Here is a 24,532-nt window from a genome sequence, read left to right as displayed (position 1 = left end):
CAGGCTTCTCGTCAGGTGACGGGAAGCAGCAGGTTTCGAAGCAGTGCCGGTTTCACAGGCACTGCTTCTGAAAAAGCGGCGACCGGCAGGACAGGTCTGCTGCATACCAAGTGGAGTGGGTTTCGAAGGGCGGTAAAGGGCGTTCGCGCCAACCGCACACCCATATCCATCAAATAATGGAGTTGTTCGTCATGCCTAAGATGAAGACCAAGAAGAGTGCTGCAAAGCGCTTCGTGGTGCGCCCGGGCGGTACCGTCAAGCGCGGTCAAGCCTTCAAGCGCCACATTCTTACCAAGAAAACCACCAAGAACAAGCGTCACCTGCGTGGCTCCACGGCCGTTCATGATTCCGATCTGAACTCCGTGCGCGCAATGCTGCCGTTCGCCTAACCCTTAACTAAAACTCACAGGAGTTCATTATGCCTAGAGTCAAACGTGGGGTTACCGCACGGGCCCGCCACAAGAAGATCATCAAGCTGGCCAAGGGTTACCGCGGCCGCCGCAATAACGTCTATCGCATCGCCAAGCAGGCGGTCATGCGCGCAGGCCAGTACGCCTACCGCGATCGCCGCAACAAGAAGCGTGTGTTCCGCGCACTGTGGATCACGCGTATCAACGCGGCGGTGCGTCAGCACGACATGACGTACAGCGTGTTCATCAACGGCCTGAAGAAGGCTTCGATCGAACTCGACCGCAAGGTGCTGGCCGACATGGCTGTGTTCGACAAGGCCGCTTTTGCTGCGATCGTTCAGCAGGTGAAAGCCGCCGTTGCAGCCTGATTGCGCTAGTTAGCACATCGTACTGCGTGGTTCGTTGCAGCGAAGATCCGGTGGTTTCGGTGACGCTGCAACAAAAACGGGGCTCCTCACCGAGCCCCTTTTTTGTTGGTCGAGCCACTTTCGTTTCGATAGAACACTGACGTTGAAAAGATGGGATCAATGGATCTGGACCAGATTGTCGCCGACGCGCAAAAAGCCTTCGAACAGGCCACCGACATCACGACCCTCGAAAACGAAAAAGCCCGTTTTCTCGGTAAGTCGGGTGCGCTGACCGAGTTGCTGAAGGGTTTGGGCAAACTCGATCCCGAGACGCGTAAAACCGAAGGCGCGCGCATCAACATCGCCAAGCAGCAGGTGGAAGCCGCGCTGACGGCGCGCCGCCAGGCGCTTGCCGACGCGTTGCTGAACCAGCGTCTCGCCGCCGAGGCGATCGACGTCACGCTGCCGGGTCGCGGCATCGGTGCAGGCAGCCTGCATCCGGTGATGCGCACGTGGGAGCGCGTCGAACAGATTTTCCGCTCGATCGGTTTCGATGTGGCCGACGGCCCCGAGATCGAAACCGACTGGTACAACTTCACCGCATTGAACAGCCCGGAGAATCATCCGGCGCGCTCGATGCAGGACACGTTCTATGTCGACGGCAAGGATGCCGACGGCCGCCAGCTGCTGTTGCGCACGCATACGAGCCCGATGCAGGTTCGCTACGCCCGCATGAACAAGCCGCCGATCAAGGCGATCGCGCCGGGCCGTACTTATCGCGTGGACAGCGACGCGACGCATTCGCCCATGTTCAACCAGGTCGAAGGTCTGTGGATCGACGAGAACATCAGCTTTGCGGATCTCAAGGGTGTCTACACGGATTTCCTGAAGAAGTTCTTCGAGCGCGACGACATTCTCGTGCGCTTCCGTCCGTCGTATTTCCCGTTCACCGAACCGTCGGCCGAAATCGACATGATGTTCGAGCAGGGCAAGAACGCCGGTAAGTGGCTGGAAATTTCGGGCTCGGGCCAGGTTCATCCGACCGTGATCCGCAACATGGGCCTCGATCCCGAGCGTTACATCGGCTTTGCTTTTGGCAGCGGCCTCGAGCGGCTCGCGATGCTGCGTTACGGCGTGCAGGACCTGCGTCTGTTCTTTGAGAACGACTTGCGTTTCCTGCGTCAATTCGCGTAACGCGCGCTGTGCTGCCGGCAGGTGCCGATGCATTCGCCGGACGTGGACCTAACCTGATCAGAACGTACACAGAACCATGCAATTCCCGGAATCCTGGCTGAGAACCTTTGTCGATCCGCAACTGACGACGGACGCGCTGTCGCACGCGCTGACCATGGCGGGTCTCGAAGTCGAAAGCCTGCGGCCGGCGGCGCCGGCTACTTCGAAGATTGTCGTCGGGCGTGTGCTCGAAGTCGTGAAGCACCCGGACGCGGACAAGCTCAACGTTTGCCAGGTCGACGCCGGCACGGGCACGACGTTGAACATCGTATGTGGCGCGCCGAACGTGGCGCCTGGCATCAAGGTGCCGGTCGCGCTGGTCGGTGCAGAGTTGCCGCCGGCCGAAGAGGGCGGTGCGCCGTTCGCGATCAAGCTGTCGAAGCTGCGCGGTGTCGAGAGCCAGGGGATGCTGTGCTCGGCACGGGAGCTGAAGCTGTCGGAAGATCACAGCGGCTTGCTGATCCTGCCGGAAGACACACCGATCGGCCAGGACATTCGCGAAACGCTGAACCTCGACGATACGATTTTCGAAATCAAGCTGACGCCGAACAAGGCTGACTGTCTGTCGGTATTCGGCGTTGCGCGCGAGACCGCTGCGATCACCGGTGCGACGCTGCATCCGCTCGATATCAAGCCGGTTGCCGCGACGTTGAACGAAAAGCTGCCGGTGAAAATCTCCGCGCCCGATCTGTGTGGCCGCTTCTCCGGTCGTGTGATTCGCGGCGTGAACGCGCGCGCGAAGTCGCCGCAGTGGATGGTCGAACGTCTGGAACGCTCGGGCCAGCGCAGCATTTCCGCGCTCGTCGACATCTCGAACTACGTGATGCTCGAACTGGGTCGGCCGTCGCACGTATTCGACCTCGACAAGATTCATGGCGGCCTCGATGTGCGCTGGGGCCGGCGCGGCGAATCGCTGAAACTGCTGAACGGTAATACGGTTGAAGTCGATGAAGCCGTCGGCGTGATCGCCGACGACCGGCACCTGGAAAGCTTCGCCGGCATCATGGGCGGCGACAGCACGGCAGTCACGCTCGACACGACCAACATCTATCTGGAAGCCGCGTTCTGGTGGCCGGACAGCATTCGTGGCCGCGCGCGCCGCTATAACTTCTCTACCGATGCGGCGCATCGTTTCGAACGCGGTGTCGACTATTCGACGACCGTCGAGCATATCGAACGCATCACGCAACTGATCCTCGATATCTGCGGTGGCGCAGCGGGCCCGGTCGACGACCAGATCGTCAACGTGCCGCAACGTACGCCGGTGAAGATGCGTGTTGCGCGGGCGAACCGGATCATCGGTGTAGCAATCGGCGCCGACGAGATTGCGCAGATATTCACGCGTCTCGGTCTGACGTTCGAGCGGGACGGCGACACGTTCTCCGTAACGCCGCCGCCGTACCGCTTCGACATCGAGATCGAGGAAGACCTGATCGAAGAAGTCGCGCGCATCTACGGTTTCGAGAAGATCCCGGCGCGCCCGCCCGTGGCCACGAGCGAAATGCGCGCGACGAATGAAACGCAGCGCTCGATTCACACGATCCGTCATGCGCTCGCCGCGCGCGACTATGCGGAAACGGTGAACTTCAGCTTCGTCGATGCGGAATGGGAACAGGATTTCGCCGGCAACGACAAGCCGGTGCGCCTGCTCAATCCGATCGCGAGTCAGCTCTCGGTCATGCGTACGACCCTGTTCGGCAGTTTGATCAGTGTGCTGCGCCACAATCTGAATCGCCGTGCAGACCGGGTTCGTGTGTTCGAAGCAGGGCGCGTGTTCCTGCCGGACGCAGCGATGAAGGCGGGCGAACTGGCTGTGGAAGGTTACGCTCAGCCGAAGATGGTTGGCGCGCTCGCCTACGGCCCGGCACTCGAAGAGCAGTGGGGCGCACCGTCGCGCGCAGTCGACTATTTCGACGTGAAGGGCGACCTGGAGGCGGTGCTGGCACCGGCTGTCGCGCGGTTCGTGACGGCGGAGCATCCCGCGCTGCATCCGGGGCGCAGCGCGCGCATCGAATTGAATGGTCGCGCAGTGGGCTGGATCGGCGAACTGCATCCGCGCTGGATGCAGAAATACGATTTACCGCATGCGCCGATTCTGTTTGAAATTGAAACGGACGCGCTGATTGGGCGTACGTTGCCGAGCCCGACCGATGTGTCGAAATTCCCGCCGGTTCGGCGCGATATTGCCGTCGTGGTGGATCAGAAAATCGAGGTTCAGGCACTGCTCGACGAGATGCAGAATGCGCTTTCCGAGGACGCCTGCAAGACCGTTCAAAGGGTTGCGCTTTTCGACGAATTTCGTCCAAAATCAAGTACTTCCGGTGGGTTGGCTGCACACGAGAAAAGCCTTGCGTTCCGTGTAACCTTGCAAGATACTGGCGGGACACTTCAGGATGAAACGGTCGATCTGGCCATTCAAACTCTGGTGAATCGTCTGGCTCGAGTATATGGCGCACGGCTGCGCGGATAACCCACGGTCACCTGCAAACAGCAGTTTCCGCATGTTTCGGTTTATGGGTGGCGCGCCATTTGACAGATATGAATGAAATGAACTCGAGTGATTTCGAAGCCCTTCTTTCGGCGCAACGCAGCGCCATGATTCGCGATATCCCGACATCATCCGCGGGCGCATCGGGCGAGGCGCCGACATTGACCAAGGCCGAGCTTGCCGAGTTGCTGTTCGACAATGTCGGACTCAACAAGCGGGAAGCGAAGGATATGGTCGAAGCGTTCTTCGAGGTGATTCGCGATGCGCTGGAAAGCGGCGACAGCGTGAAGCTGTCCGGCTTCGGCAATTTCCAGTTGCGCGACAAGCCGCAGCGTCCCGGTAGAAATCCGAAAACCGGCGAAGCGATTCCGATTGCTGCGCGCCGTGTCGTGACGTTTCATGCAAGTCAAAAGCTGAAGGCGCTGGTGGAGAACGGCGCTGAAGCAAGCTACGCGCGCTGACCGTTTCGCGCGCCTTCTGCGCAACCCATACGGCTAACTGACGATGACAGCGACGATCGAAAAAGTCGTCTTGCCTCCGATTCCAGCAAAGCGCTACTTCACCATCGGTGAAGTCAGCGAACTGTGCGGCGTGAAGCCGCATGTGCTGCGTTACTGGGAGCAGGAGTTCACGCAGTTGCGGCCGGTGAAGCGCCGCGGGAATCGCCGGTACTATCAGCATCATGAAGTACTGCTGATCCGGCGGATTCGCGAGTTGCTCTATGAGCAGGGCTTTACGATCAACGGTGCGCGTAACCGGCTCGATTCACATGGCGGCTCTGGGCATCATGCGGCCGCTGAGATCGAAGAAGAGAGCGAGACTGTTGTGCCGCAGACATCTGCGAACGTCGATGTCGATGCGTTGCGCAAAGAACTGCTTCATGTGCTCGATGTGCTCGGGCGTTAGCTGCTCTGTTGCACCAAGTTTTGTATCGCGTGTGAAGTATCAGCGTTCAAATCGGAAGGACTCTCTGTTATACTTTCACGCTTTCGGGGCGTAGCGCAGCCTGGTAGCGTACCTGCATGGGGTGCAGGTGGTCGGAGGTTCAAATCCTCTCGCCCCGACCAGAGAAATCAAGGCCTTACAAGCAACGCTTGTAAGGCCTTTTTCGTCTGGGGTGGATTTTGCTCGCTGCCAGCCAGAGACTCACATCTGCGGATCGTTGATGGGGAAGGTGGGGCGTCCGTCCTTCGCGGGCAGCCCCCACTTCTGCATCACACCTTGATAAAACCCTTCCTTCTGCAACTTGATCAGGGCTTGCTGGAATGCATGAGCGAGCCGCTTGCCGTTGTCTTCGACGCCAAAGCCGATTCCGTATGACGACAGGTTGTAGTAGTACACCGCCTGGTATTTGTCTGGAAACTTCTTGATGTTGTAGTTTGCCGCGGGCGAGTCGACCCATGCAGCCTGGCTCGCTTCGTTGGTCAGCGACATCAGCGTCATGTTGGTGTCCGGATAGGTGGCGATCGAGATTGCTTTCTTACCGTCCGCTACGCATTTGCTGCTCACTTCATTGGCTCGTTGCAGCGGCGCTGTGCCGCGCGGCAGCGCGATTTGCATCCCACATAGATCGTCGAGCGATTTGAGCGTCAATCGCGCCTTACGCGACGCGACGATCGTCTGGCCCACGTTTAGGTAATCGATGAACGTCACCTTGCCATGACGCGACGGAAAATCGCCAAGCGAGAGCAACACATCGAAGCGATTCGCGGCGAGGCCCGGAATCAACGAATCAAACGATGCCTGCTCGAACTTGATTTTCAGCCCCAGCACCTTGGCCGCAGCAGAGATCAGATCGGGCGCGAAACCCGCCACGTCGCCGTCTTCGTCGATGAACTTGACAGGTGCGATCTCTGGATTGACCGCAACCGCGATCGGCTGCTTCTGACGATAGAACTCAGGGACAAGCGCGGAAAGCGCGTGGTCGGCGGGAATGGCGTCGATATTCGACGCGTCTTCGGCGAAAGCGGGTGACACGACGCACGGCGCAACGCTCAGACCGAGCACGGTGGCAACGGTGAGTCGCGCAACGATCCGGGTGCAACTGATGGGCCTGGTCATTATGTGGGGATGATTGGAATGGGGTTGACCGGACGGACTAAAGCGCAGGTTCTGCCGTGATGTTCATCTCGCTTCCATCGCCGCGGCCGCGAAATGACGCTGATGCCACAACAGACAGTGCGCGGATGGATCTTCGTGCGTCGCTGAATCGGTGATCTCGCCGATAAAGATCGTATGCGAGTACCCATTGTGCGTCGCGATTACCTTGCAATCGAGAGAGACGACACTGCCGGTCAGCAACGGCGTGCCACTCTTGCCGGTTGTCCATTGCGTCGGATCGAAACGGGACGGCCCTTTCTCGCTGGCAAAACGTTGCGCGACGTTCTTCTGATCGGCGGACAGCAGATTGACGGCAAACACCTTCGCACGCAGGATCACGTCGTGTGCGCTCGCGCTTCGATTCACGCAGACAAGCACCGTCGGCGGATCGGCAGACAGGCTGCACACCGATGTCGCGATCAGGCCGAACGGTGTGCCGCTTTTCGCGGTCGTGATGACGGTGACACCGTTCGTGAAGCGCGCCATCGCGTTGCGGAAGAGTTCGCCGGTCGTGTCGGTGCTCATGTGAAACGCCTCGCGTCAGAAAGGCACCGCTCCTTGGCAAGCGGCGCACGATACTTTTTCAGAAACCGGGATCTAGTCGCCAAGGTGCAGGGGACGCAGTCCGAGATTGCCTCTCAACGTGCTCGCCTCGTACTCGGTGCGGAACAGCCCGCGCTTGCGCAGTTCGGGAAGGATGTATTGCGTCAGGTCGTCAACACCCTGTGGCAACGTCGCAGGGCAGATATTGAAGCCATCGGCAGCGCCGGCCCGGAACCACCTTTCCATTTCATCGACGATGTCTTCCGCGGTGCCGACAATCTGCCAGTTATTGCCCGAGGCCACGCGTTTGTACATCTGGCGGATTGTCAGGTTTTCTCTGTGCGCCAGCGCAAGCAGATTCTCCGCGATACTGCGCACACGCTGATTGCCGACATCGGGCACTGGCCCGTCGAGATCGTATTCGGACAGATCGCCGAGCACGCCGTACAGAATGGCTAATCCGCTAAGCGGATCGATCAGATTTTGTAGCTGATCGAACTTGTCCTGCGCGTCGCCGCGCGTCTTGCCGACATACAGCGTGACGCCGGGCATGATCAAAAGTTGATCTGGCGTGCGACCGTATTTCGCAAGGCGGCCTTTGAGATCGTCGTAGTAGGCCTTGGCGCCTTCCATGCTGCTTGCGTTGCTATAGACGACATCGGCATAGCGCGCAGCAAGCTCGCGGCCCGCTTCGGCGGCACCGGCTTGCACGATGATCGGACGACCTTGCGGCGTGCGCGCGGAGTTCAGCGGGCCGCGCACCTTGAAGTGCTTGCCCTTGTGATTCGGCACATGCAGCTTAGCCTCGTCATAGAAAACACCGCTCGCCTTGTCACGGATAAACGCGTCGTCTTCCCAGCTGTCCCACAGCTTCCTGACTACTTCGACGAACTCGTCCGCGCGCTCATAACGCTCTTCATAGCCGAGATGCTCGTCGCGGCTGAAATTCCACGCTTCCTGCTGCGACCACGACGTGACGACGTTCCAGCCCGCGCGACCGCCGCTGATATGGTCGATCGATGCATACTTGCGTGCGATATGGAAAGGCTCGTTGTACGTCGTCGAAGCCGTCGCGACGAGGCCGATGTGCGATGTGCACGCACCGATCGCGGCCAGCAAGGTCAGTGGTTCGAGTTCGGCATTCTTTGCATCGCGGGCGAGCGATCCTTTAGGCGTGTCGTTTGCGCGGACACCGATTCCGTCGGCAAAGAAGATCATGTCCAGTCTGGCTTCTTCCGCTTTCCTTGCAGTACGAAGAAAATAATTGAAATCGATGGCACCTGCTGACGGCACATCCGGATGCCGCCATGCAGCCATGTGATAACCCAGATAGCGCATCGACAGGCCAATTCGAATTTTTCCGTCTGTAGCAGTCATTTTTCCAATCCCGATTGAAGTTTGCAGATTACCGATTGACCGTCATGCACTAGGTATGCAGGCTGGAAAGAAAGCGTTTGCAGCGTTCGGTTCCGCCGCCGTTGAAGATGTAGGCCGGTGTGCCCTCATCGACGATGCGGCCGCCGTCCATCAGCACTACCCGGCTTGCCACCTTGCGCGCAAATTCCATTTCGTGCGTGACGACGATCATCGTGGTGTCCGCGAGCGCCAGCTCTCTGATCACGTTGAGCACTTCGTTGACGAGTTCTGGATCGAGCGCACTGGTCGGCTCGTCGAACAGCATCACTTCCGGTTCCATCGCAAGCGCGCGTGCTATCGCGACGCGCTGCTTCTGTCCGCCCGACAGCTCGGCTGGGTAGTGGTGCATCCGGTCTGCGAGTCCAACGCGTGACAACAAGTACTTGCCGCGCTCCATCGCGTCGCGCTTGCGCTTGCGTCCGACGATGCACGGGCCGGCCAGCACGTTGTCGAGCGCCGAATAGTGCGGGAACAGATGGAAGCCCTGAAAGACCATGCCGAAGTAACGGCGTTGCTGATCGAGTGTTTTATTCGGCAGGCGGACGCAGCGGGTACCGCGCATTTCCGTGCCGAGCACTTCGCCCTTGAAGGTGATGCTGCCGGAGTCGATCAATTCGAGCATATTGATGCAGCGAAGCAGTGTGCTCTTGCCCGAACCGGACGGCCCGATTATCGCGACGACTTCGCCTTTGGACAGCGAGAAGTCCACAGCATCCAGCGCGATGAAGTCGCCGAACTGCTTCGTAACGGCGCGCATGTCGAGAAAGCGTGTCGCGTCGTTCATCTCCGATGTTTCCTTGAAAATCGCGTTCACGTCCGCACTCCTTTCCTGAAGTGACGTTCAAGCAGACTCTGCGCCGCCATTGCGAGGCTCGTCAGCGCCAGATACCAGATACAGGCGACGGTCAGCAATGGAATCGTTTCGAAGTTGGTCGCGTAGATCAGTTGCACGGTTGTCAGGAGTTCGACATAGCCGATCACCGTGACGAGCGATGTGTTCTTGAACATCGTGATCAGTTCGTTGGCGAGTGGCGGAATGATGATGCGTACCGCTTGCGGCATGACCACATGCCACATCGTGCGGAAATCGCTCATGCCGATCGCCTTGCAGGCTTCGCGCTGTCCGCGGTCGACGGCTGAAACGCCGCCGCGAAAAATTTCCGCGCTATAACCACCGAGGTACATCGCGAGACCGATCACGGCTGCACTGAAGCGCGAGACGATCTGGTTGGTGTCGATGTCGAACAGATTCGCGTGCAGTAACGGCAACGGCAGATAGAGCCGCGGGATCAGCGCAGACAGGAAGAACAGGAACAGCAGCATCGCAAGCGGCGGCGTCGCGCGGATGATCCAGATGTACACGTAGCCAGCGGCGCGCAGCACTGCGTTGTCCGCCATCCGGCAGGCGGCGATCGCGACGCCAAAACACAGGCCAAGCGCGCTCGACAGCAGGGTCAGGATCAATGTATTCCCGAGTCCCTTCATCACACGCTTGTTGAACAGGTAATGGGCGACGATGTCCCACTGCCAGCGGGGATTGTCGACCACCAGTTCGACGAATAGTACAAAGACGACCAGCAGCATGGCGTACCAGAACCAGTCGGACTTCTTCGGCCGCGCGTGAATGCGCAAGCCCGCGGGCTGCTGCACGCCGTGCCTGTGCGCTGCGCCCTTATGCCGGTGGACGAGCGGCGTCTCCGTGAAAAACGCAGCGGGGTCCTGCATGTCTTTGCGAGCTTCAATGTCCACTGGCCTGTCCTCGTGAAGCAGTCGTTTCGAAAGGTGCGCAATGCGTCGATGAAGCGACTATAGGCAGGCAAAACTATTACATCCATTACAATTTTGTTTGTTTGATCCTACTCTATGTAATGCCCTAAGATCGTTGCTCGGTGGGTTCTCAACGCTACCGCATTGCATCAACTGTCGGGGGGACACGCTCGTGGCCAGGCTTAATGCCAAGCAGATGGAAGTGTTTGTCGCGGTGATGACGCACGGTTCGATCACCGCTGCCGGGCAGCGCCTGAACGTATCGCAGCCGGCCGTGAGCCGGATGATCGAGCGCTTCGAGCAGGAGGCCGGCTTCGTCGCTTTCGAGCGGCGCCGGGGCAAGCTCGTGCCGACGCCGGAAGCGGAAATCTTCTTCGCGGAAGTCACGCAGGTATATCGCGGCCTCGACTACCTGAACGACGTGGCGAGAGATATCGGCATGACACGACGCGGCTATTTGCGCGTCGGCGTATTTCCCGCATTCGCCGAGGGCTGGATCACCGAGCGCATCACACGCTATGTCGCGGAGCGTGAGGGACTGCTGACATCGCTGGAGCCGATGTCGACCGACAACGTGATCGAAGCCGTGTCGCGGCAAACCATCGACCTCGGCATTGCACTACGCGCATCGGATCGCGAGGGTTTGCGCAGCGAGGAAGTCACCAGTTCGGAGATCGTGTGCATTTTGCCCAAAGGGCACCGCCTGACTGGACGACCCGTTTTGCAGCCGAGCGATCTGTCCGGCGAAGACTTCATTTCGATGGCTTCCAACGTGAAGGCGCGCACATCCGTCGATGCGGTATTCGATTCGAGCGGCGTCGAACGACGCATTCGCGCGGAGACACCGTGGGCATCGACGGTCTGTCATATGGTGGCGCATGGTCTGGGCGTCGGGCTCGTGATCCGCGAATCGGCGCTCGAGCTCGCGCATCTCGGCTATCACATCGCCGCGTTCAAGCCGCGCATCGACTATCGCGCGTATCTGATTACGTCGACCGCTCGCCCGTTGTCTACGGCGGCAAAGGGGTTTCGCGACATGCTGCTGCTCGAATTCAACGAGGCAAAAGAGGCGCGTGCGTCGAAGCGCTAGCGGACCTGAAAAAGAGCCGTAGCCTTGCGTCGACAGGTCGATGGGCTCACAGGTACTGCGGACAAACGCGAATATGCCGACGCGAATAAGGAAGCGAATTTACCGCACTGCGCTGGATCGCCGAAGGTCGGAATGCTGATTCGAACGGAGTGTCGATGATGTCCTGTTCGTATAGCGCTCGAATCTGCACCGCTCTGGTGTTAGCCGAGTAGCACAATCCGGCGAGACTCCTGAGCGTCACCTGCCTTCGTGTTTCCGGCTGAACTCTCGCTATTGCGCGTGGCCTTTTACCCACTAGAGGATGCCAACTGTCCGATGAAGACCGCGATCAAAACGATGATTGTGCTGCTGGCGTCGCTAGTCTTGTCCAATCGATTCATATCGTGGGCATTTACATACACATGGCTTGGCAAACCGAGTCTGTGGGGTAGCCCGTTCGCGCTTATTCCCGTGTTCGGGGCCTTCTTCTTACTAGCGCTGATTCTTGTATGGTTTATCGGCAACTATATTGCGAACGAGGAAATCCTTCTGCTCATCTTTGTGCTCGGACCTTCCTGGTTCCTGGCGTTTATGCTCGCGTGGCTTGCAGGCAAATACATTGCGATCCCGGTCTACCAGTCGTTAAAGCGCTAACAGAACGATCACCCGCAATTACGTGCCGCCGCCGATACAGTATCCAGATGCACTATCCGACGGCTGCACCATGACGAACTCCACACGTAAATCTGCGTTCACCCGACGCATACCACAGGCTGCGGCAACCCCAGATGATCGCGCAGCGTCCGCCCCTGATACTCGGTGCGAAACAACCCACGCCGCTGTAGCTCCGGCACCACCTGTTCGACAAAGTCGATCAAGCCACCGGGGAAGTGCGGCGGCATCACGATGAAGCCGTCGGCCGCATGATTGACGAAGCGCTCTTCAAGCTGGTCTGCGATGTGTTGCGCGGTGCCACGCACGATCCAGTGTCCTCTCGCACAAGCAACTGTCAGATACAGTTCCCTGAGGGTGAGATTCTGCTCGCGCGCGGTGCGCACGAGTAACGCGAGCCGGCTCTTGCTCATGTTGGTGTCGGGTAATTCGGGCAGTGGTTCGTCCAGCTTGTAGCCCGACAGGTCCACGTCGCCGAGCATCGCGGAAAGCAATGTCATCCCGACGTCCGGATGAACCAGATCCTGAAGTTGCGCGTATTTCTCTTCCGCTTCTTCGGCAGTGCGTCCGACGATTGGAAAGACGCCCGGCATCACCTTCAGGTCCCGGGGCGAACGGCCGGCCGCTTCGGCTCCCGACTTCAGTTCCGCATAGTAGCCCTGCGCGCCGGCGAGCGACTGCTGGATCGTGAAGACAGCTTCCGCTGTCTCGGCTGCGAGCGCTTTGCCCGCGTCCGACTGACCCGCCTCGAATATCACCGGGTGCCCTTGCGGCGTGCGTGCGACATTCAGCGGTCCTCGCACCGAAAAGTGCTCGCCGCGGTGATGCAATACGTGCACCTTGCGTTCGTCGAAATAGAGGCCTGCCTCCTTGTCGTACAGAAACGCATCTTCTTCCCAGCTGTTCCACAAGCCTTTAACCACCTGAACGAACTCGCGCGCACGCACATAGCGGTCGGCGTGCGCACTGTGCGCATCGCGGCTGAAGTTGAGCGCTTCCGATTCGTTCGACGACGTCACGACGTTCCATCCCGCCCGCCCGCCGCTCAGATGATCGAGCGATGCGAACTTGCGTGCGATGTGAAACGGTTCGTTATATGTTGTCGTGGCCGTTGCGACGAGGCCGATGCGGTCCGTCACGACGGATAGCGCGGACAGCAACGTCAATGGCTCGAATTGCGATACGAATTTTCCGCCGCGGCTCAGATCCTTGATGTCGGTGCCCCAGATGCCGGCTGTGTCCGCGAGGAACGCCAGGTCGAACTTCGCCCGCTCGGCAAGCTGAACCGTCTCGGCATAGAGTTGAAAATTCAACGCCTGATCCGCGCGCGATTCGGGATGACGCCACCCCGCAACGTGGTGCCCAGGTTGGTAGAGAAAGACGCCTAGCTTCATCTTCTCTTTGCGTTCGGTCATCGGTTTTCCTTTGGTGATGGGTCTGGCTCGCTCGGACGCTACGCCCGCGAAGTCATTCCAGTTCCGCGGTTCCAAGCGCTGTACGCAACATGTCGACAGCGTCCCGATGAGCAATTTCGGCCTCGGGAATCACGCTGCCCATAGAAAAGAAACCGTGAATCATCCCTGGATAGAGATGAATGTCGACGCGGTTTCCGTGGCTTCGCAACTTGCCGGCATACGCCAGATGTATGTCTTGTGAGGGGTCGCATTCGGCCGATGCGATCCATGCGGGCGCAAGACCGGTCCAACTGGATGGCGCGTTGCGTTCGCCGTCGAGCGGTGCGAAACGCCAGTCTTCGAGATCGTCGGCGCTTGCCAGATAGGTCCGCTGGATCCAGCGAATCGTGCGCAGCGACACGAAATATCCCTCGCCATACTGGCGATGAGCATCGGTATCGATGCGTGCCGATAGCCCTGGGTAGATCAGCATCTGCAACGCAAGCGGGATGTGTGCGTCGCGGGCATAGACGGCGCAGACGGTCGCGAGCGTGGCGCCGGCGCTTTCGCCACCGATCGCGAGTCTGCGTGTGTCGATAGCGAGCGATGGGGCCTTGTTAAATAACCAGCACAAGGCATCGATTGCATCATTGACCGCACAGGGAAACCGGTACTCGGGTGCGAGCCGGTAATCGACCGATACCACAGCGCAGTGCGCCTCGGCGGCCAGCATCCGGCACACGCCCTCGGCTGACTTCAGGCTACCGACCACATAACCGCCCGCGTGAAAGTACAACAGCGCAGGGACCGGATCCGCCCAGTTCGGTTCGCAGGGATAGTAGATGCGCGCGGCGATCTGCGCACCGTCACGCGTATCGATAAGCACATCCTCGACTGTGTGAAGCGGACGCGGTGCGATATCGCAGTGCAACGCGAAGAAGTCGAAGTAGTCACGTGCGGCCGGCGGTTCGAGCTCGGTCATGTTCACCGTGCTCGCCTCCCGCTGGTGGTTGAGGAATTTCTCGACGCTGGGTGAAACCGGCATAGATGAATGTCCCGATTAACGTGAGTAACGAACGCGCGCTTTCACGCTACGTCGTTAGCCGGCTGACGAGCCAGGCGAAGAAACCGGGAACGAAACGGTTCAGGTACACACCCAGTGTTTCGCTTCCGCCGGGATAGATCTCTCGTCGTCGCTGCTCGATAGCTTTTACGATCTGCTCCGCGCATCGATCGACGGGCATGCCCTTGAGCAGTTCTTCGTCGACCTTGTTGTGCGGACTGCCGTCGCCGGTCAGCGAACGCAACGTGATCTCCGTGCGGATATAGCCTGGGCATACCAGGGTGACATCGATGTGGTCTTTCCGGTGTTCCGCGCGTAGCGAGTCGAAGAAACCGTGTAGTGCGTGCTTCGACGCGCAATAGCCCGAGCGATTGCCGCTACCGAACTTTCCGGCAAGACTCGAGAGCACGACGATGTGCCCGCTGCGCCTCGCCAGCATATGCGGCAACAGTGCCAGCGTGACGTCGGCAATCGACAGGAAGTTGAGATTGATCAGATCGCGATACACGCCGATTCTGGTCTGCGCGACCATCGATCGCTGGCTGACGCCGGCGGTGAACACGACCGCATCGATACCACCCATGATGTCGATGGCTTTGCGAACCGTTTGCGCGACCGCTCCGGTATCCGTGATGTCGAACGGCAGCACCCGGTCCTGCGGCAGATTGAGCCGCGTAGCCAGTGCCGTGAGCAGGCCCGTGCTGCGACTCGACAGCAACAGGTTTGCCCCTTTCTTTTGCAAGGCTTCAGCGACTGCGTTGCCGATGCCCATCGATGCGCCGATCACCCAGACGTTCTTCCCGGCAAGTTTCATGTCGCGATACCTTTCTGTTCGAGTGGCCGCTCGTGCGATGTCCAGTGTCCCATCAGGCCGCCCACCGGGCGGATCGTCACGCCTGCCTTGATCCTGACCGGATGTGCGGAGTCGAGCGAGAACGTGCCGCGCCGACAGGCGCCCTTCAGGATCAGCGGTAACAGCATCATGGCGTAGTTCATTCCTACGCAGATGCGTGGTCCGGTGCCGAACGGCAGGAAGGCCGACACACGCTTCGACGTAGAGGACCCCGCAGTCCAGCGAGCCGGATTGAACGTGTCGGGATCGTCCCAGTGCGACGGGTGGCGTTGCAGGCAATATGGTGAGACCACAACCATCGTTCCCGCAGCGATCGGATAACCGTCGATCGTCACGTCGCGCTTCGCCGTGCGCGAGAAGGACCAGATGGGCGGCATCAGACGCAGGCTTTCGTGGATGACGGCGTTGGTGGTGGTCAGGCTGAAGATATCGTCGTAGCCCAACTCGTCGTACCGTCCGAGTTCTTCGACGACCGCCTGATACCAGCGGGGATGTTGCGATAGAAAATGGAACACCCACGTCATGCCCGTTGCCACTGTTTCGTAGGAGGTGATGAACAGGGTCAGCAACTGGTTCTTGATGTTTTCCTCATCCTGAGGACCGTCTCCCTCCAGCACCATGCCGAGCAGGTTGGGCGGCTGTGTACCACGCTGGTACTGGCGAATGATGTCGAGCACCGACGCGTCGAGGACAGCCCGGTTCTTCCAGAACTCTTTTGCCGAAGGCGTCGGCCAGTGCGGCGGCAGATTGACGATGCCCTCCAGACGCTGGATCACGTAGCGCGACCCGTCTTCGAGTGCGGTGATCATCTTGCGGTGGGCTAGTTCATGCACCTGTCCGAACAGCGTACGCAGCGTGATGCGCATCGACATATCGAGCATGTCCGCAAACAGATCGCGTCGACGAAGCCCGGTCTGACCCGCGGGCATCCACTCGCCGACGACCTGATCGATCTTCTCGCGAATGGTCGGGATCATCGAGGTTAGCTGCTTCTTCTGGAAGGCAGGCTGTGCCTGTGCGCGTTGTGCTTTCCATTGCGCGCCTTCGGTCGTCAGCATGCCGGCGCCAAGCAACAATTCGAGTTCCCGATAGCTCGGGCTTCTACCGAACGCGTCGGTCCGATCCTGCAGGATTTCGGCCACGTGCTGCGGACTGTTCACCAGCACGACCCGGGTGGGGCCCATCATGATCGCGCTAACATCGCCGAGGTCGCGCGCGGCATTGAGAAACAGCGAAAGCGCGTCGCGCTTGTAGTGCATGATGGAACCGAGCACCGGCCATCCCTTCACCGTCTGGATAGGCTTCGCGCTCATAGGTCCGCCTCGGCATGAATTGCCGTTGACGTCTCGCGCAAGATGCGCGGGGTCGCCGTGCATACAATCAGTAGCGGTCGCGGCAGGGCTAGCGCGTCTGCGTTGCGGCATTGATAGTCGAAGTCGGCGTAGGCGTGCCGCAGCCGTTGTACGGTGGATTTGCCGTGCACGTTGAAGGAGGTGTTGATCAGCGCCTGGTGGCCTGAAAGTACTTCGACACGTCGGAGCAATTCACGGTCGATGGCATTCGTCGCCACCATCGGTCGTCCGGTGACGCGCCCGTCATTCATGAAGTGCATCACGCCTGCGTACCGGTCGCGCGGCACATCGTCCCGGTAGGTGACCGCGACGATCATGCCGTGCAGCGATCCCACGATCCGGTCCACCTCCGGGCTGACGAACAACGTACGGAGGCTTTCCTGACGTAGCACCGGTGCCATCGGCATATAGTCGTCGCGTCCGTTGAGCAGGTTGACGCGGTTCTTCAGCGCCTCGGTCGGCAGGCACAGTGTCGAGTTCGCCAGCAGCGCACGCGGGCCCAGCTCACCCCAGTCCTTGACGATATTGACCAGCTGTCCCTCCGCAATCTGCCGCGCCGCGATTTCAAGGAAAGCCTCGGGATCGTCGAGGTGGACGACGTTCTCCGGGAAATCGCCGCGATAGGCCGCAGCGAGATCGCGCTTGAGCAGGAGCAGGTCCGTGCTACGTGTGGCGAGAGAAGGGTCGAGCAATACCGCGCCGGTCGCCGCATGAACGACATCGCCGGCGAGCGGGGCGCAGCACAGCTTGCCGCCGATACTGTTCAGAATGACGTTGTTGAGCTTGACGTTGAAATGGACACCGCCGCCAACGATCAGGTTTTCGACGTGTTCCCGCTTCAGCAGAGCCGCGGCATAGTGCTCGATGAAACGATTGGCGACATAGGACGCCAGCACCCTGATCTGAAACCGGTCGCACGAGGCGAGATGTCTGCGCACGCAGGCGGGCATCGGAACATGCCGGGTAGCCATGTCCTGCATGGTCCTGACGGACAGGCCGTGCCCCAGGTGCTGGGTTTCTTCGGCGCTGCCGCGCAACGCCAGAGTGGGGCGGTGGCGGATGTCGAGTATCGAACGCGCTGGTTTATCCGCGTCCCAATGGAGGAGCACGGGCTTGCGCTCGAATTGTCCGGGATGCGTTTGAGGCGGTTCGATGCCGTGCAGCCCGGGCAGGAAGCTCGCGATATCTTCCCGCAGTGCCCGCTTCAAGCCTCTCGGCCGGTCATCGAAAAAACTGGCTACGACCTTATCGACAATGCGATCGAGCCGGGAGCGAGCGTTGTGGTCGAGCACCTTGTCGATGGCAGTTTCGTAGCCGAGCGACTTGTATTCGTCCTTGAGCGGCGCGAAGCCGGTGTCCGCGTTGCATACGAGGCGGGCAAACAGCAGCCCGCACGACAGATCGCTGGCCGGAATGCGCCGGACACGCTGCAGCGACGCAATCGACTGCCCGAGCGGCGCTAGCGGATCGACGAAGGCGGTATAGACGGAGGTCGCCTCGTAGTCGTCACCGGTACCGTCGGTGATCAGTACATGGTAGGCGCGTCCCTGTGGCGCAGCGGCTTGTCGTTCATGCACCCACGCCTCGAGAACGCCATTAATCGCATGGGTGGCGTGATGATTCACCTTTAGTTCGTGCAGACGGGTACGCGAGCGGAAATCCTCGAATCTCGCGCGATCGCCGCCGCATAGCGCTCTGATCACCTGGCTATAGTCGACCTCGCCGAGGAAGTTGATCACGTCGACTTCATCGAGGTCGTAGCGACTGAGTTGCAGCAGCATATGCAGCGGCACGTACTCGCCGCCCTTCGCGCGACTTTCTTTTTCGTCTTCGATAGCGAACAGGTCGTTCGCATCGTTCCACACCATGGCAGCGGCGTTATGCCCGAGGAACAGACACGCCCGGCGATACCGGCCGCGTTCCTTTGGTGGCGTCGCGGCCAACGCGTCGTGCGTAACACCCGGCGTCGTACCGTGAAGAGGGAAGTGGTCGCGTGTCACATGAATTCCTTGACCAGTTCGAGCGCCTTGTCGATGTCCTGCCGGGTATGGCCGTAGTTGACGAAGAAGCGCAGCCTCGACTTGTTCTCCGGGACAGCGGGATACAGGATCGGCTGCACGTTGATGTGGTGTTGCAGCAGCTTGTGATAGACGTTGACGCAGCGGGATTGATCGCCGATCACCACCGGGATCACGGGCGTGTCCTTACTTGGGCCGGTGTCCAGCCCAAGCGAGCGCGCCTTGTCGAGGAAGTGCCGCGCCAGCTGCTGCACTTCCTCCACGCGCCACGGCTCGTTCAACGCCGTCGCGATCGCTGCGCGGGCCGCGGCCGCGTTGGCGGGCGGCATGCCGGTCGTGTAGACAAAGCCAGGGGTCGTGTAGCGCAGGTAGTTGATGAACGAGCGGCTGCCGGCGATATATCCTCCGCAACTCGCGAAGCTCTTGCTGATGCCGCCCATCGTGATATCGATCAGCGTCGGATCGACGCCGGCATACTCGCAGATCCCACGGCCTGTCTTGCCTACCACGCCGATCGACAGGCATTCGTCGACCATCAGCAGGGCCTTGTGGCGCAGTTTGACCTCGATGAAACGCGCGAGCTCCGGGATGTCGCCATCCATGCTGTATGCACCTTCGATGAAGATCATTACCTTGCGGTATTTGCCGCGTGCTGCGCACAGGAACTGGTCGACGTCGTTCCAGTCGTTGTGCGGGAACGCGCGCATTGCCGCGCCCGAGAGCTTCGCGCCTTGCAGCAGGCTGTCATGGCTGTATTCGTCGTAGAGGATCAGATCGTCCTGTTCCATCAGGTGCCCGACAACCGTCACATTGCAGAAGTTGCTACTGACGAAGGTCAGGGCGTCTTCATGCCCGGTCAGGGCCGCGATCTGCCGCTCGAGCTCGACGTGTACCGTGCGCTGGCCGGCAACGATGCGAGCCGCCGAGACGCTGGTGCCGTACTGATCCACCGCAGCCTTGGCAGCGCTGACGACATCCGGATGTCCCGACAGCCCGAGATAGTTGTGGTTCGAGAAGTTGAGGTAAGCCTTCTCTCCCATCGTCATCTGCGCGCCGTTGATACCTTCATGCGTCGTGAAGAACGGCGAGCCGATACTCTCGAGCTGCCGGCTGCGGGCATCGATGTCCGCGATGCCCGACAGACGATCGATGTCGTAGTACTCGGCGGGGATCGTGGCCACGTCCTCGAATTGCAGCGCAGGCCGGGTTTCGCCAAGCTGCTGATACAGACGCTCGCGCATGCTGGGGTCGAGCGACTTGTAGCCCGCCGCAAAGCGATACACGGCGTTCGCTTCGTCGAGAAAGCCCTGCAGCTGCGTATGACGCGCGAACATGTCCACCGGCACCGGTGCGCCGATCAGCGTGGAAAGGTCGGCAACGAGCGTCGCCTGCTGCAGGGAATCGAGTCCCAGCTCGTCGAGCCGGACCTCGGCCGATGTGGCGGCCAGCGTATCGCCGGCTTTCTTTTCGATCCAGCGCCTGACCCATTCGTCGACGCCATCCTGCGGCAGCGTCACGACTTCCGGCAGATCGTCCGCGGTGTCGTCTCGTAGCGCTTGCCATTCATGGATTGCGGGCAGGTTGCCGGCGCGATACGCATCGAGAATGGCCGCGCGCCGGATTTTCCCGCTCGAGGTTCGCAGCAGCGTACCGGGCTTAACGAGCACGATCTTCTCGACACCAATGTCGTGACGCTTCGCGATGTCGAGTCGAATTTTGCGCAGCACCGTATCGACATCCACCTTCGCGATAAATTCGCGGCGGACTTCTTGCAGGACGATCAGCGCATCGCCATCGGATACCGCTGCCGTGCCACCGGACAGCAGTGCTTCGTCGCTCGCGCAAGACGTGTCCTCGATATCCTGCGGATAATGATTCCGGCCGCGAATGATCAGCAGATCCTTTAGCCTGGCGCTGAGGTACAGCGTTTCATCGAGGTAGAAACCGAGGTCGCCGGTGCGCATGTACGGACCGGCACCGGATGCAGTGTGGGCCTGGAAGGTCGTTTCAGTAGCTACCGGGTTATTCCAGTAGCCGCGCGCAACCGACGGGCCTTTGATCCAGATCTCGCCTATTTCACCCGCAGTGAGTTGTCTGCGGCTCACTGGATCGCAGATCACGACTTCCTGGTTGTCGGCGGGTACACCGTGTCCGACCAGTGCGATCGTGTGGTCTGACTTCTCACAGCTGACCGCCTTGTCGACACCGAGATCCTGCGAGTCGAAGTGATTGACCAGCATGCCGTCCCCGCTCGCGCGCGTACCGGCGACGAACAGCGTGCTCTCGGCCAGGCCATAGCACGGATAGAGCGCACGGCGTGCAAAACCGCAGGTGGAAAAGCGTTCGGCGAAACGTTCAAGAATTTCGGCCCGGACCGGTTCGGCGCCGCAGAATGCGTTCTTCCAGCTCGACAGATCCAGGCTATCCGATTCGGCCTCGCCGATGCGTTCCACGCATTGCTCGTAGATGAAGTTGGGGCCGCCCGAGATCGTGCCGCGGTACTTCGAGATCGCGCGCAGCCAGCGCTTCGGCTGCTGGATCACTGCGACAGGCGGCAGGATGACGACAGGAACGCCGCTGTGAAAAGGCTGCAGAACGCCACCGAGCAGGCCCATGTCATGGTAGGGCGGTAACCAGATGATGCCCTGGGCATGTTCGGAACAATCGAAGCGCAGCCGGATCGTTTCGAGGTTGTCCGCAAGATTGTCGACGCCCACCATCACACCCTTCGGATTGCCTGTCGAACCCGATGTGTATTGTAGTAACGCCAGCGTTGCGCCGCCGCGCGGATCGGCCTGCTCGTGGCCCGATAGCAGCGTCTCGATCGGAAGCACCGCGACGCTCGCGTGCCGGCCGTCTGCATGGAGCGCTTTCTCGATAGCATCGGCCTGGCTGGCGGTTGCGAGTATCAGCCGCGGCGCACAGTCCGCGATGATGTTCTGTACGGTGTCCCAACCGCGCCCACCCGGGCGAGGCGAGTTGGTCGGCACGGCAATCACCCCTGAGCGCAGGCAGGCCGCCATCGCCAGTACGAAATTGGGACCCTGCGGCAGCATCAGTACGACCCGGTCATCGACGGCGCATATCTGTTGCAGGTGCCAGGCCAGCTGCATTTCGCCATGGTGGAGCGCGCTCCACGTCAATGCGTCTGTCTCATTCTCTCCATCGCCGAGAAATCGAAAGGCATATTGGTCCGGCCGCCTGGCGGCATGCGATTGCAAGGCTGATGAGAGCGGATTCATGAATATTTCTGTCAGGAAATGGTTGCGTGTACGATGGTTGCGTCCGCAGCCCTGAAATATTCGGGAGGAAACGCGATTAATGAAGGAGTTCTACAGATTCATTCCGTTATTTTCTTAAACAAGATACGGTCGCTATCGAGGTTCGCAACAAGGTCGGTTTGCAAACCTGGTACTGCTCACGGTGTGGCACAAAGTAGGTTTCGTGGAGTCGGGTGTGTTGGTCGTGGATTTCGTGAGCTCATTCCAGAGAGTCATTTGACATTGGCGACCATTAGACTCGGCTTGTTTCGCGATGTCTGTCCCGGAAACAATCGACATGGACGATTCACAAGAGTTAGTAAGACTCTCCCGGCAGTACGGGGTAAGACTACGCAATGGCTGGAGCGTTACGTTTGCGTATGGCTGCTTATAGCGAGGCGCTATCGCAGCCATATCTAAATCCACTGCAAACTCGTGAAGTGAATCGATGGATGCGCATGGTGGTGAACAGGTCGATGAGACGCAGTGTTCGGCATGCGCCTGCCGAGTCGCGGAGGAGGGGGTGCACCACAAGCTGCCCGATTCTGGCGCCACAGCGAGTGGATTCGAGTATCGGGCCACGTACGTAGCAGTGTTCTCCGATATCTGCGATTGATGTGCGAGAGAGGTCGATCGCCAGGCTGCAAAAAAAACGGCGGTCCGAAGACCGCCGCGTAGTTCTATTCCGTCGCTATGTCGTCACTGTTCAAAAGATTCCGACATTTGCTTCTCGTCGCAACAGAACCCGATCAGAAGATATTGCGCAAACCGATAGCGACGCCGGTCTGGTTATTGCGGCCAGGGTAGTCCGCAAGGAACGCACCGTTACCACGGGTGAAGTCGACCGTGCCGTACACCTCAGTGCGCTTCGACAACGAGTACTCGGCAAGCACCGTAGCCGAATAGTTGATACCGTTGCCAAGCGATCCGTCGAGCTGCGCCGCGTTGCGCGCGTGATCGTAGTAGCCGGCCACCGTAAGCGCCAGCGGTGCCGTCACCTGCCACGTCGAACCGACGTAGAAGCTGTCGTCGATACGGTTCGGACTCACGTGCGCGAGAGTCGGTGCGCCGGACTGCTGCATATCGACGTCGGCGAGACCGGTGTTGTCCTGCGAATGCAACCAGCCTGCCAGCACCTTGAGCGTCGGTGTGAACGAATAGACCGCACCCACGTTCGCGATGTTGAACTTCTTGCCGGAGACGTCGTTCTGCTGGAAGCCGGCGACGGCCTCGAGCGGCCCAAGCGCATACGACGCGGCAAAGCCATACATGCTGTTCTGGCCCGTGCTGCCCGGTACGCCGCCAAAGCCGTACATGCCTTCCACGTGCAGGCCACCAAACGTGCCGTTGTACTTGACCGAGCTGTTCGTGAACAGGAACGGGCCGACCGGGTTATAGACCCAGCTGTCCTGCCAGTAATCGCCGACCGTCAACGGGTCGAAGGTGTTGCCCATCATGTCGAAGAACGGCGTTTGCTGACGACCGAGGGTCAGCGCGCCGTACTGGTTGTTCGACAGACCAACATAGGCATTGCGCTGGAAGAGCGTGTTGTTGCTGTTGTCGAACTTGCCGGACCAGAGCTGGAACTGGTTCTCGAGCTTGAAGATCGCCGACGTACCGCCACCCAGATCTTCGCTGCCCTTCAAGCCGAAGCGGCTCGGCGTTTCGACGCCTTCGCCCATGGCGATCTGGCTGTCGTTACCGGCATTGGCGTTGGTCAGGTAGCGCACGCTGGTATCGACAAGGCCGTACAGCGTAACTGAGCTCTGTGCGAAAGCGGACTGGGCAGAGAGTGCAAGCAGAGCGGCGCCGAGCGCCGCGGTGGTCTTCTTCATGAAATCCCCTTTGGTTACTTGGGCCGGCGGTGCGCGAAGGTATGGCGTCCGCTATAGCGTGAAATTCGCTGCGCGAGCGGTATCCCGCGCATGAACAGTCGCGATGATATTTCCGACAAATTAAGACCTGGGATGAATTCGTATGAATGTAGCCCGGCCGCAACATGGAGTTGACTTACCGGCAGCGACGATTTTCATCGTGATTTTCACGGTCTGGCTGCGTGAACGATATTTCGATCTTTGAGTTCGCAGTTTTCAGATTCGGCTGCGGCCGGATATAGACACGTCAGGGAGGAAGCACCACAGGAAGCCGGACGTGCGGCGCGCTACGCATGTGCCGCAGCGCAATGCGAATCGCGAGAACCCACGCGTAATTACATTTCCTTTCAACAGGTTAAACGACGTTGCGCGAAGCACCTTCCAAATTACTTCTATTGAAGTCGTATAAACGTAATTTGAAAATTGTTAATTGTAATGTTGTGAAAAAGACGATTTAGAGTGTTCATTCGAAGCGTGCAAAACCCGGCCTGAGGAAAGTTGAAGTTTTGCCTTCTTTCCGTAGTTAACCTGGTCAGCGTGTCGTTGTACCCAGGGTTACTACGAGGTCGCGATGTGATTTGCAGCCCTGTGACTTGCCAACGGTCTTGCGGGAAATCCGCATGCGGACGGTGGAGGGTCGGGCTTCGTCGAGTACTGCGGGTTGGCTGCTGCG

General features: G+C 59.7%; 20 protein-coding genes and 1 tRNA gene. 9 read left to right on the top strand and 12 right to left on the bottom strand.

All coding sequences use genetic code 11. The features are described from left to right. Positions 1–191 precede the first annotated feature (191 nt). The 7 genes from rpmI to M0D65_RS03815 all read left to right on the top strand — a co-directional run bounded on the left by rpmI (position 192) and on the right by M0D65_RS03815 (position 5,545). Positions 192–389, top strand: coding sequence for a 50S ribosomal protein L35 (gene rpmI, locus M0D65_RS03845; RefSeq protein ID WP_006052501.1), 198 nt, complete (start codon positions 192–194; stop codon positions 387–389). A gap of 29 nt (positions 390–418) precedes the next feature. Next, a complete protein-coding gene (gene rplT / locus M0D65_RS03840; protein WP_006052502.1) occupies positions 419–778 on the top strand; it encodes a 50S ribosomal protein L20 in 360 nt (119 codons plus the stop codon). 159 nt (positions 779–937) lie between these two features. Beyond that, entirely contained in the window at positions 938–1,951 is a 1,014-nt protein-coding gene (pheS, locus tag M0D65_RS03835; RefSeq protein ID WP_266251257.1) for a phenylalanine--tRNA ligase subunit alpha, read from the top strand. A gap of 76 nt (positions 1,952–2,027) precedes the next feature. After that, positions 2,028–4,460 (top strand): phenylalanine--tRNA ligase subunit beta, encoded by a 2,433-nt coding sequence (pheT, locus tag M0D65_RS03830; protein WP_266251255.1) that lies wholly within the window; start codon positions 2,028–2,030, stop codon positions 4,458–4,460. A 68-nt stretch (positions 4,461–4,528) separates the two neighbouring features. Beyond that, a complete protein-coding gene (locus tag M0D65_RS03825) occupies positions 4,529–4,939 on the top strand; it encodes an integration host factor subunit alpha (protein ID WP_091020155.1) in 411 nt (136 codons plus the stop codon). Positions 4,940–4,982: 43 nt separating this feature from the next. Next, positions 4,983–5,384 (top strand): MerR family transcriptional regulator, encoded by a 402-nt coding sequence (locus tag M0D65_RS03820; RefSeq protein WP_091020157.1) that lies wholly within the window; start codon positions 4,983–4,985, stop codon positions 5,382–5,384. An 84-nt stretch (positions 5,385–5,468) separates the two neighbouring features. Then, positions 5,469–5,545 (top strand) — tRNA-Pro (locus tag M0D65_RS03815). A gap of 79 nt (positions 5,546–5,624) precedes the next feature. Here the strand turns inward: M0D65_RS03815 and M0D65_RS03810 are convergent. From M0D65_RS03810 to M0D65_RS03790, 5 genes are all read right to left on the bottom strand, one after another. Beyond that, on the bottom strand, positions 5,625–6,539 hold the full coding sequence (locus M0D65_RS03810) for an ABC transporter substrate-binding protein (protein WP_266251252.1): 915 nt from the start codon (positions 6,537–6,539) through the stop codon (positions 5,625–5,627). Between the two features lie 63 nt (positions 6,540–6,602). Continuing rightward, positions 6,603–7,103 carry a flavin reductase family protein gene (locus M0D65_RS03805; protein WP_266251250.1) on the bottom strand — a complete coding sequence of 167 codons (501 nt, stop codon included), beginning with the start codon at positions 7,101–7,103 and terminating at the stop codon, positions 6,603–6,605. A 72-nt stretch (positions 7,104–7,175) separates the two neighbouring features. Continuing rightward, entirely contained in the window at positions 7,176–8,498 is a 1,323-nt protein-coding gene (locus M0D65_RS03800) for an LLM class flavin-dependent oxidoreductase (protein ID WP_266251249.1), read from the bottom strand. A 49-nt stretch (positions 8,499–8,547) separates the two neighbouring features. Then, positions 8,548–9,351: an amino acid ABC transporter ATP-binding protein gene (locus M0D65_RS03795; RefSeq protein WP_266251247.1), complete on the bottom strand. Its 804-nt coding sequence runs from the start codon at positions 9,349–9,351 to the stop codon at positions 8,548–8,550. After that, the gene (locus M0D65_RS03790; RefSeq protein ID WP_266251246.1) at positions 9,348–10,286 is read right to left on the bottom strand and encodes an amino acid ABC transporter permease; all 939 of its coding nucleotides are present in this window, start codon (positions 10,284–10,286) and stop codon (positions 9,348–9,350) included. Before M0D65_RS03790 ends, M0D65_RS03795 begins: the two co-directional genes overlap by 4 nt. Before the next feature lie 190 nt (positions 10,287–10,476). Between M0D65_RS03790 and M0D65_RS03785 the strand changes: the two genes are divergently transcribed. Both M0D65_RS03785 and M0D65_RS03780 read left to right on the top strand, forming a co-directional pair. Next, positions 10,477–11,394, top strand: a complete 918-nt coding sequence (locus tag M0D65_RS03785; protein ID WP_266251244.1) for a LysR substrate-binding domain-containing protein — start codon at positions 10,477–10,479, stop codon at positions 11,392–11,394. A 315-nt stretch (positions 11,395–11,709) separates the two neighbouring features. Then, entirely contained in the window at positions 11,710–12,027 is a 318-nt protein-coding gene (locus M0D65_RS03780) for a hypothetical protein (RefSeq protein WP_266251242.1), read from the top strand. Between the two features lie 98 nt (positions 12,028–12,125). Here the strand turns inward: M0D65_RS03780 and M0D65_RS03775 are convergent, their stop codons facing one another. From M0D65_RS03775 to M0D65_RS03745, 7 genes are all read right to left on the bottom strand, one after another. Then, a complete protein-coding gene (locus tag M0D65_RS03775; protein ID WP_266251240.1) occupies positions 12,126–13,460 on the bottom strand; it encodes an LLM class flavin-dependent oxidoreductase in 1,335 nt (444 codons plus the stop codon). Between the two features lie 52 nt (positions 13,461–13,512). Further along, positions 13,513–14,484, bottom strand: coding sequence for an alpha/beta hydrolase (locus M0D65_RS03770; protein WP_266251238.1), 972 nt, complete (start codon positions 14,482–14,484; stop codon positions 13,513–13,515). A 46-nt stretch (positions 14,485–14,530) separates the two neighbouring features. After that, positions 14,531–15,316: an SDR family oxidoreductase gene (locus M0D65_RS03765; RefSeq protein WP_266251236.1), complete on the bottom strand. Its 786-nt coding sequence runs from the start codon at positions 15,314–15,316 to the stop codon at positions 14,531–14,533. Continuing rightward, the gene (locus M0D65_RS03760; protein ID WP_266251234.1) at positions 15,313–16,668 is read right to left on the bottom strand and encodes a cytochrome P450; all 1,356 of its coding nucleotides are present in this window, start codon (positions 16,666–16,668) and stop codon (positions 15,313–15,315) included. Before M0D65_RS03760 ends, M0D65_RS03765 begins: the two co-directional genes overlap by 4 nt. Then, a complete protein-coding gene (locus tag M0D65_RS03755) occupies positions 16,665–18,488 on the bottom strand; it encodes a carbamoyltransferase C-terminal domain-containing protein (protein WP_266251232.1) in 1,824 nt (607 codons plus the stop codon). Before M0D65_RS03755 ends, M0D65_RS03760 begins: the two co-directional genes overlap by 4 nt. Positions 18,489–18,703: 215 nt before the next feature. Continuing rightward, positions 18,704–21,967, bottom strand: a complete 3,264-nt coding sequence (locus M0D65_RS03750; protein WP_266251230.1) for an aminotransferase class I/II-fold pyridoxal phosphate-dependent enzyme — start codon at positions 21,965–21,967, stop codon at positions 18,704–18,706. Between the two features lie 767 nt (positions 21,968–22,734). Continuing rightward, positions 22,735–23,820, bottom strand: coding sequence for a porin (locus M0D65_RS03745; RefSeq protein ID WP_091020188.1), 1,086 nt, complete (start codon positions 23,818–23,820; stop codon positions 22,735–22,737). Positions 23,821–24,532: the final 712 nt, after the last annotated feature.

Source organism: Paraburkholderia sp. CHISQ3 (assembly GCF_030464945.1).
GTDB lineage: Bacteria > Pseudomonadota > Gammaproteobacteria > Burkholderiales > Burkholderiaceae > Paraburkholderia > Paraburkholderia megapolitana.
The sequence above is the reverse complement of the archived record's forward strand: the minus strand, read 5'-3'. Positions and strand labels throughout refer to the sequence as shown.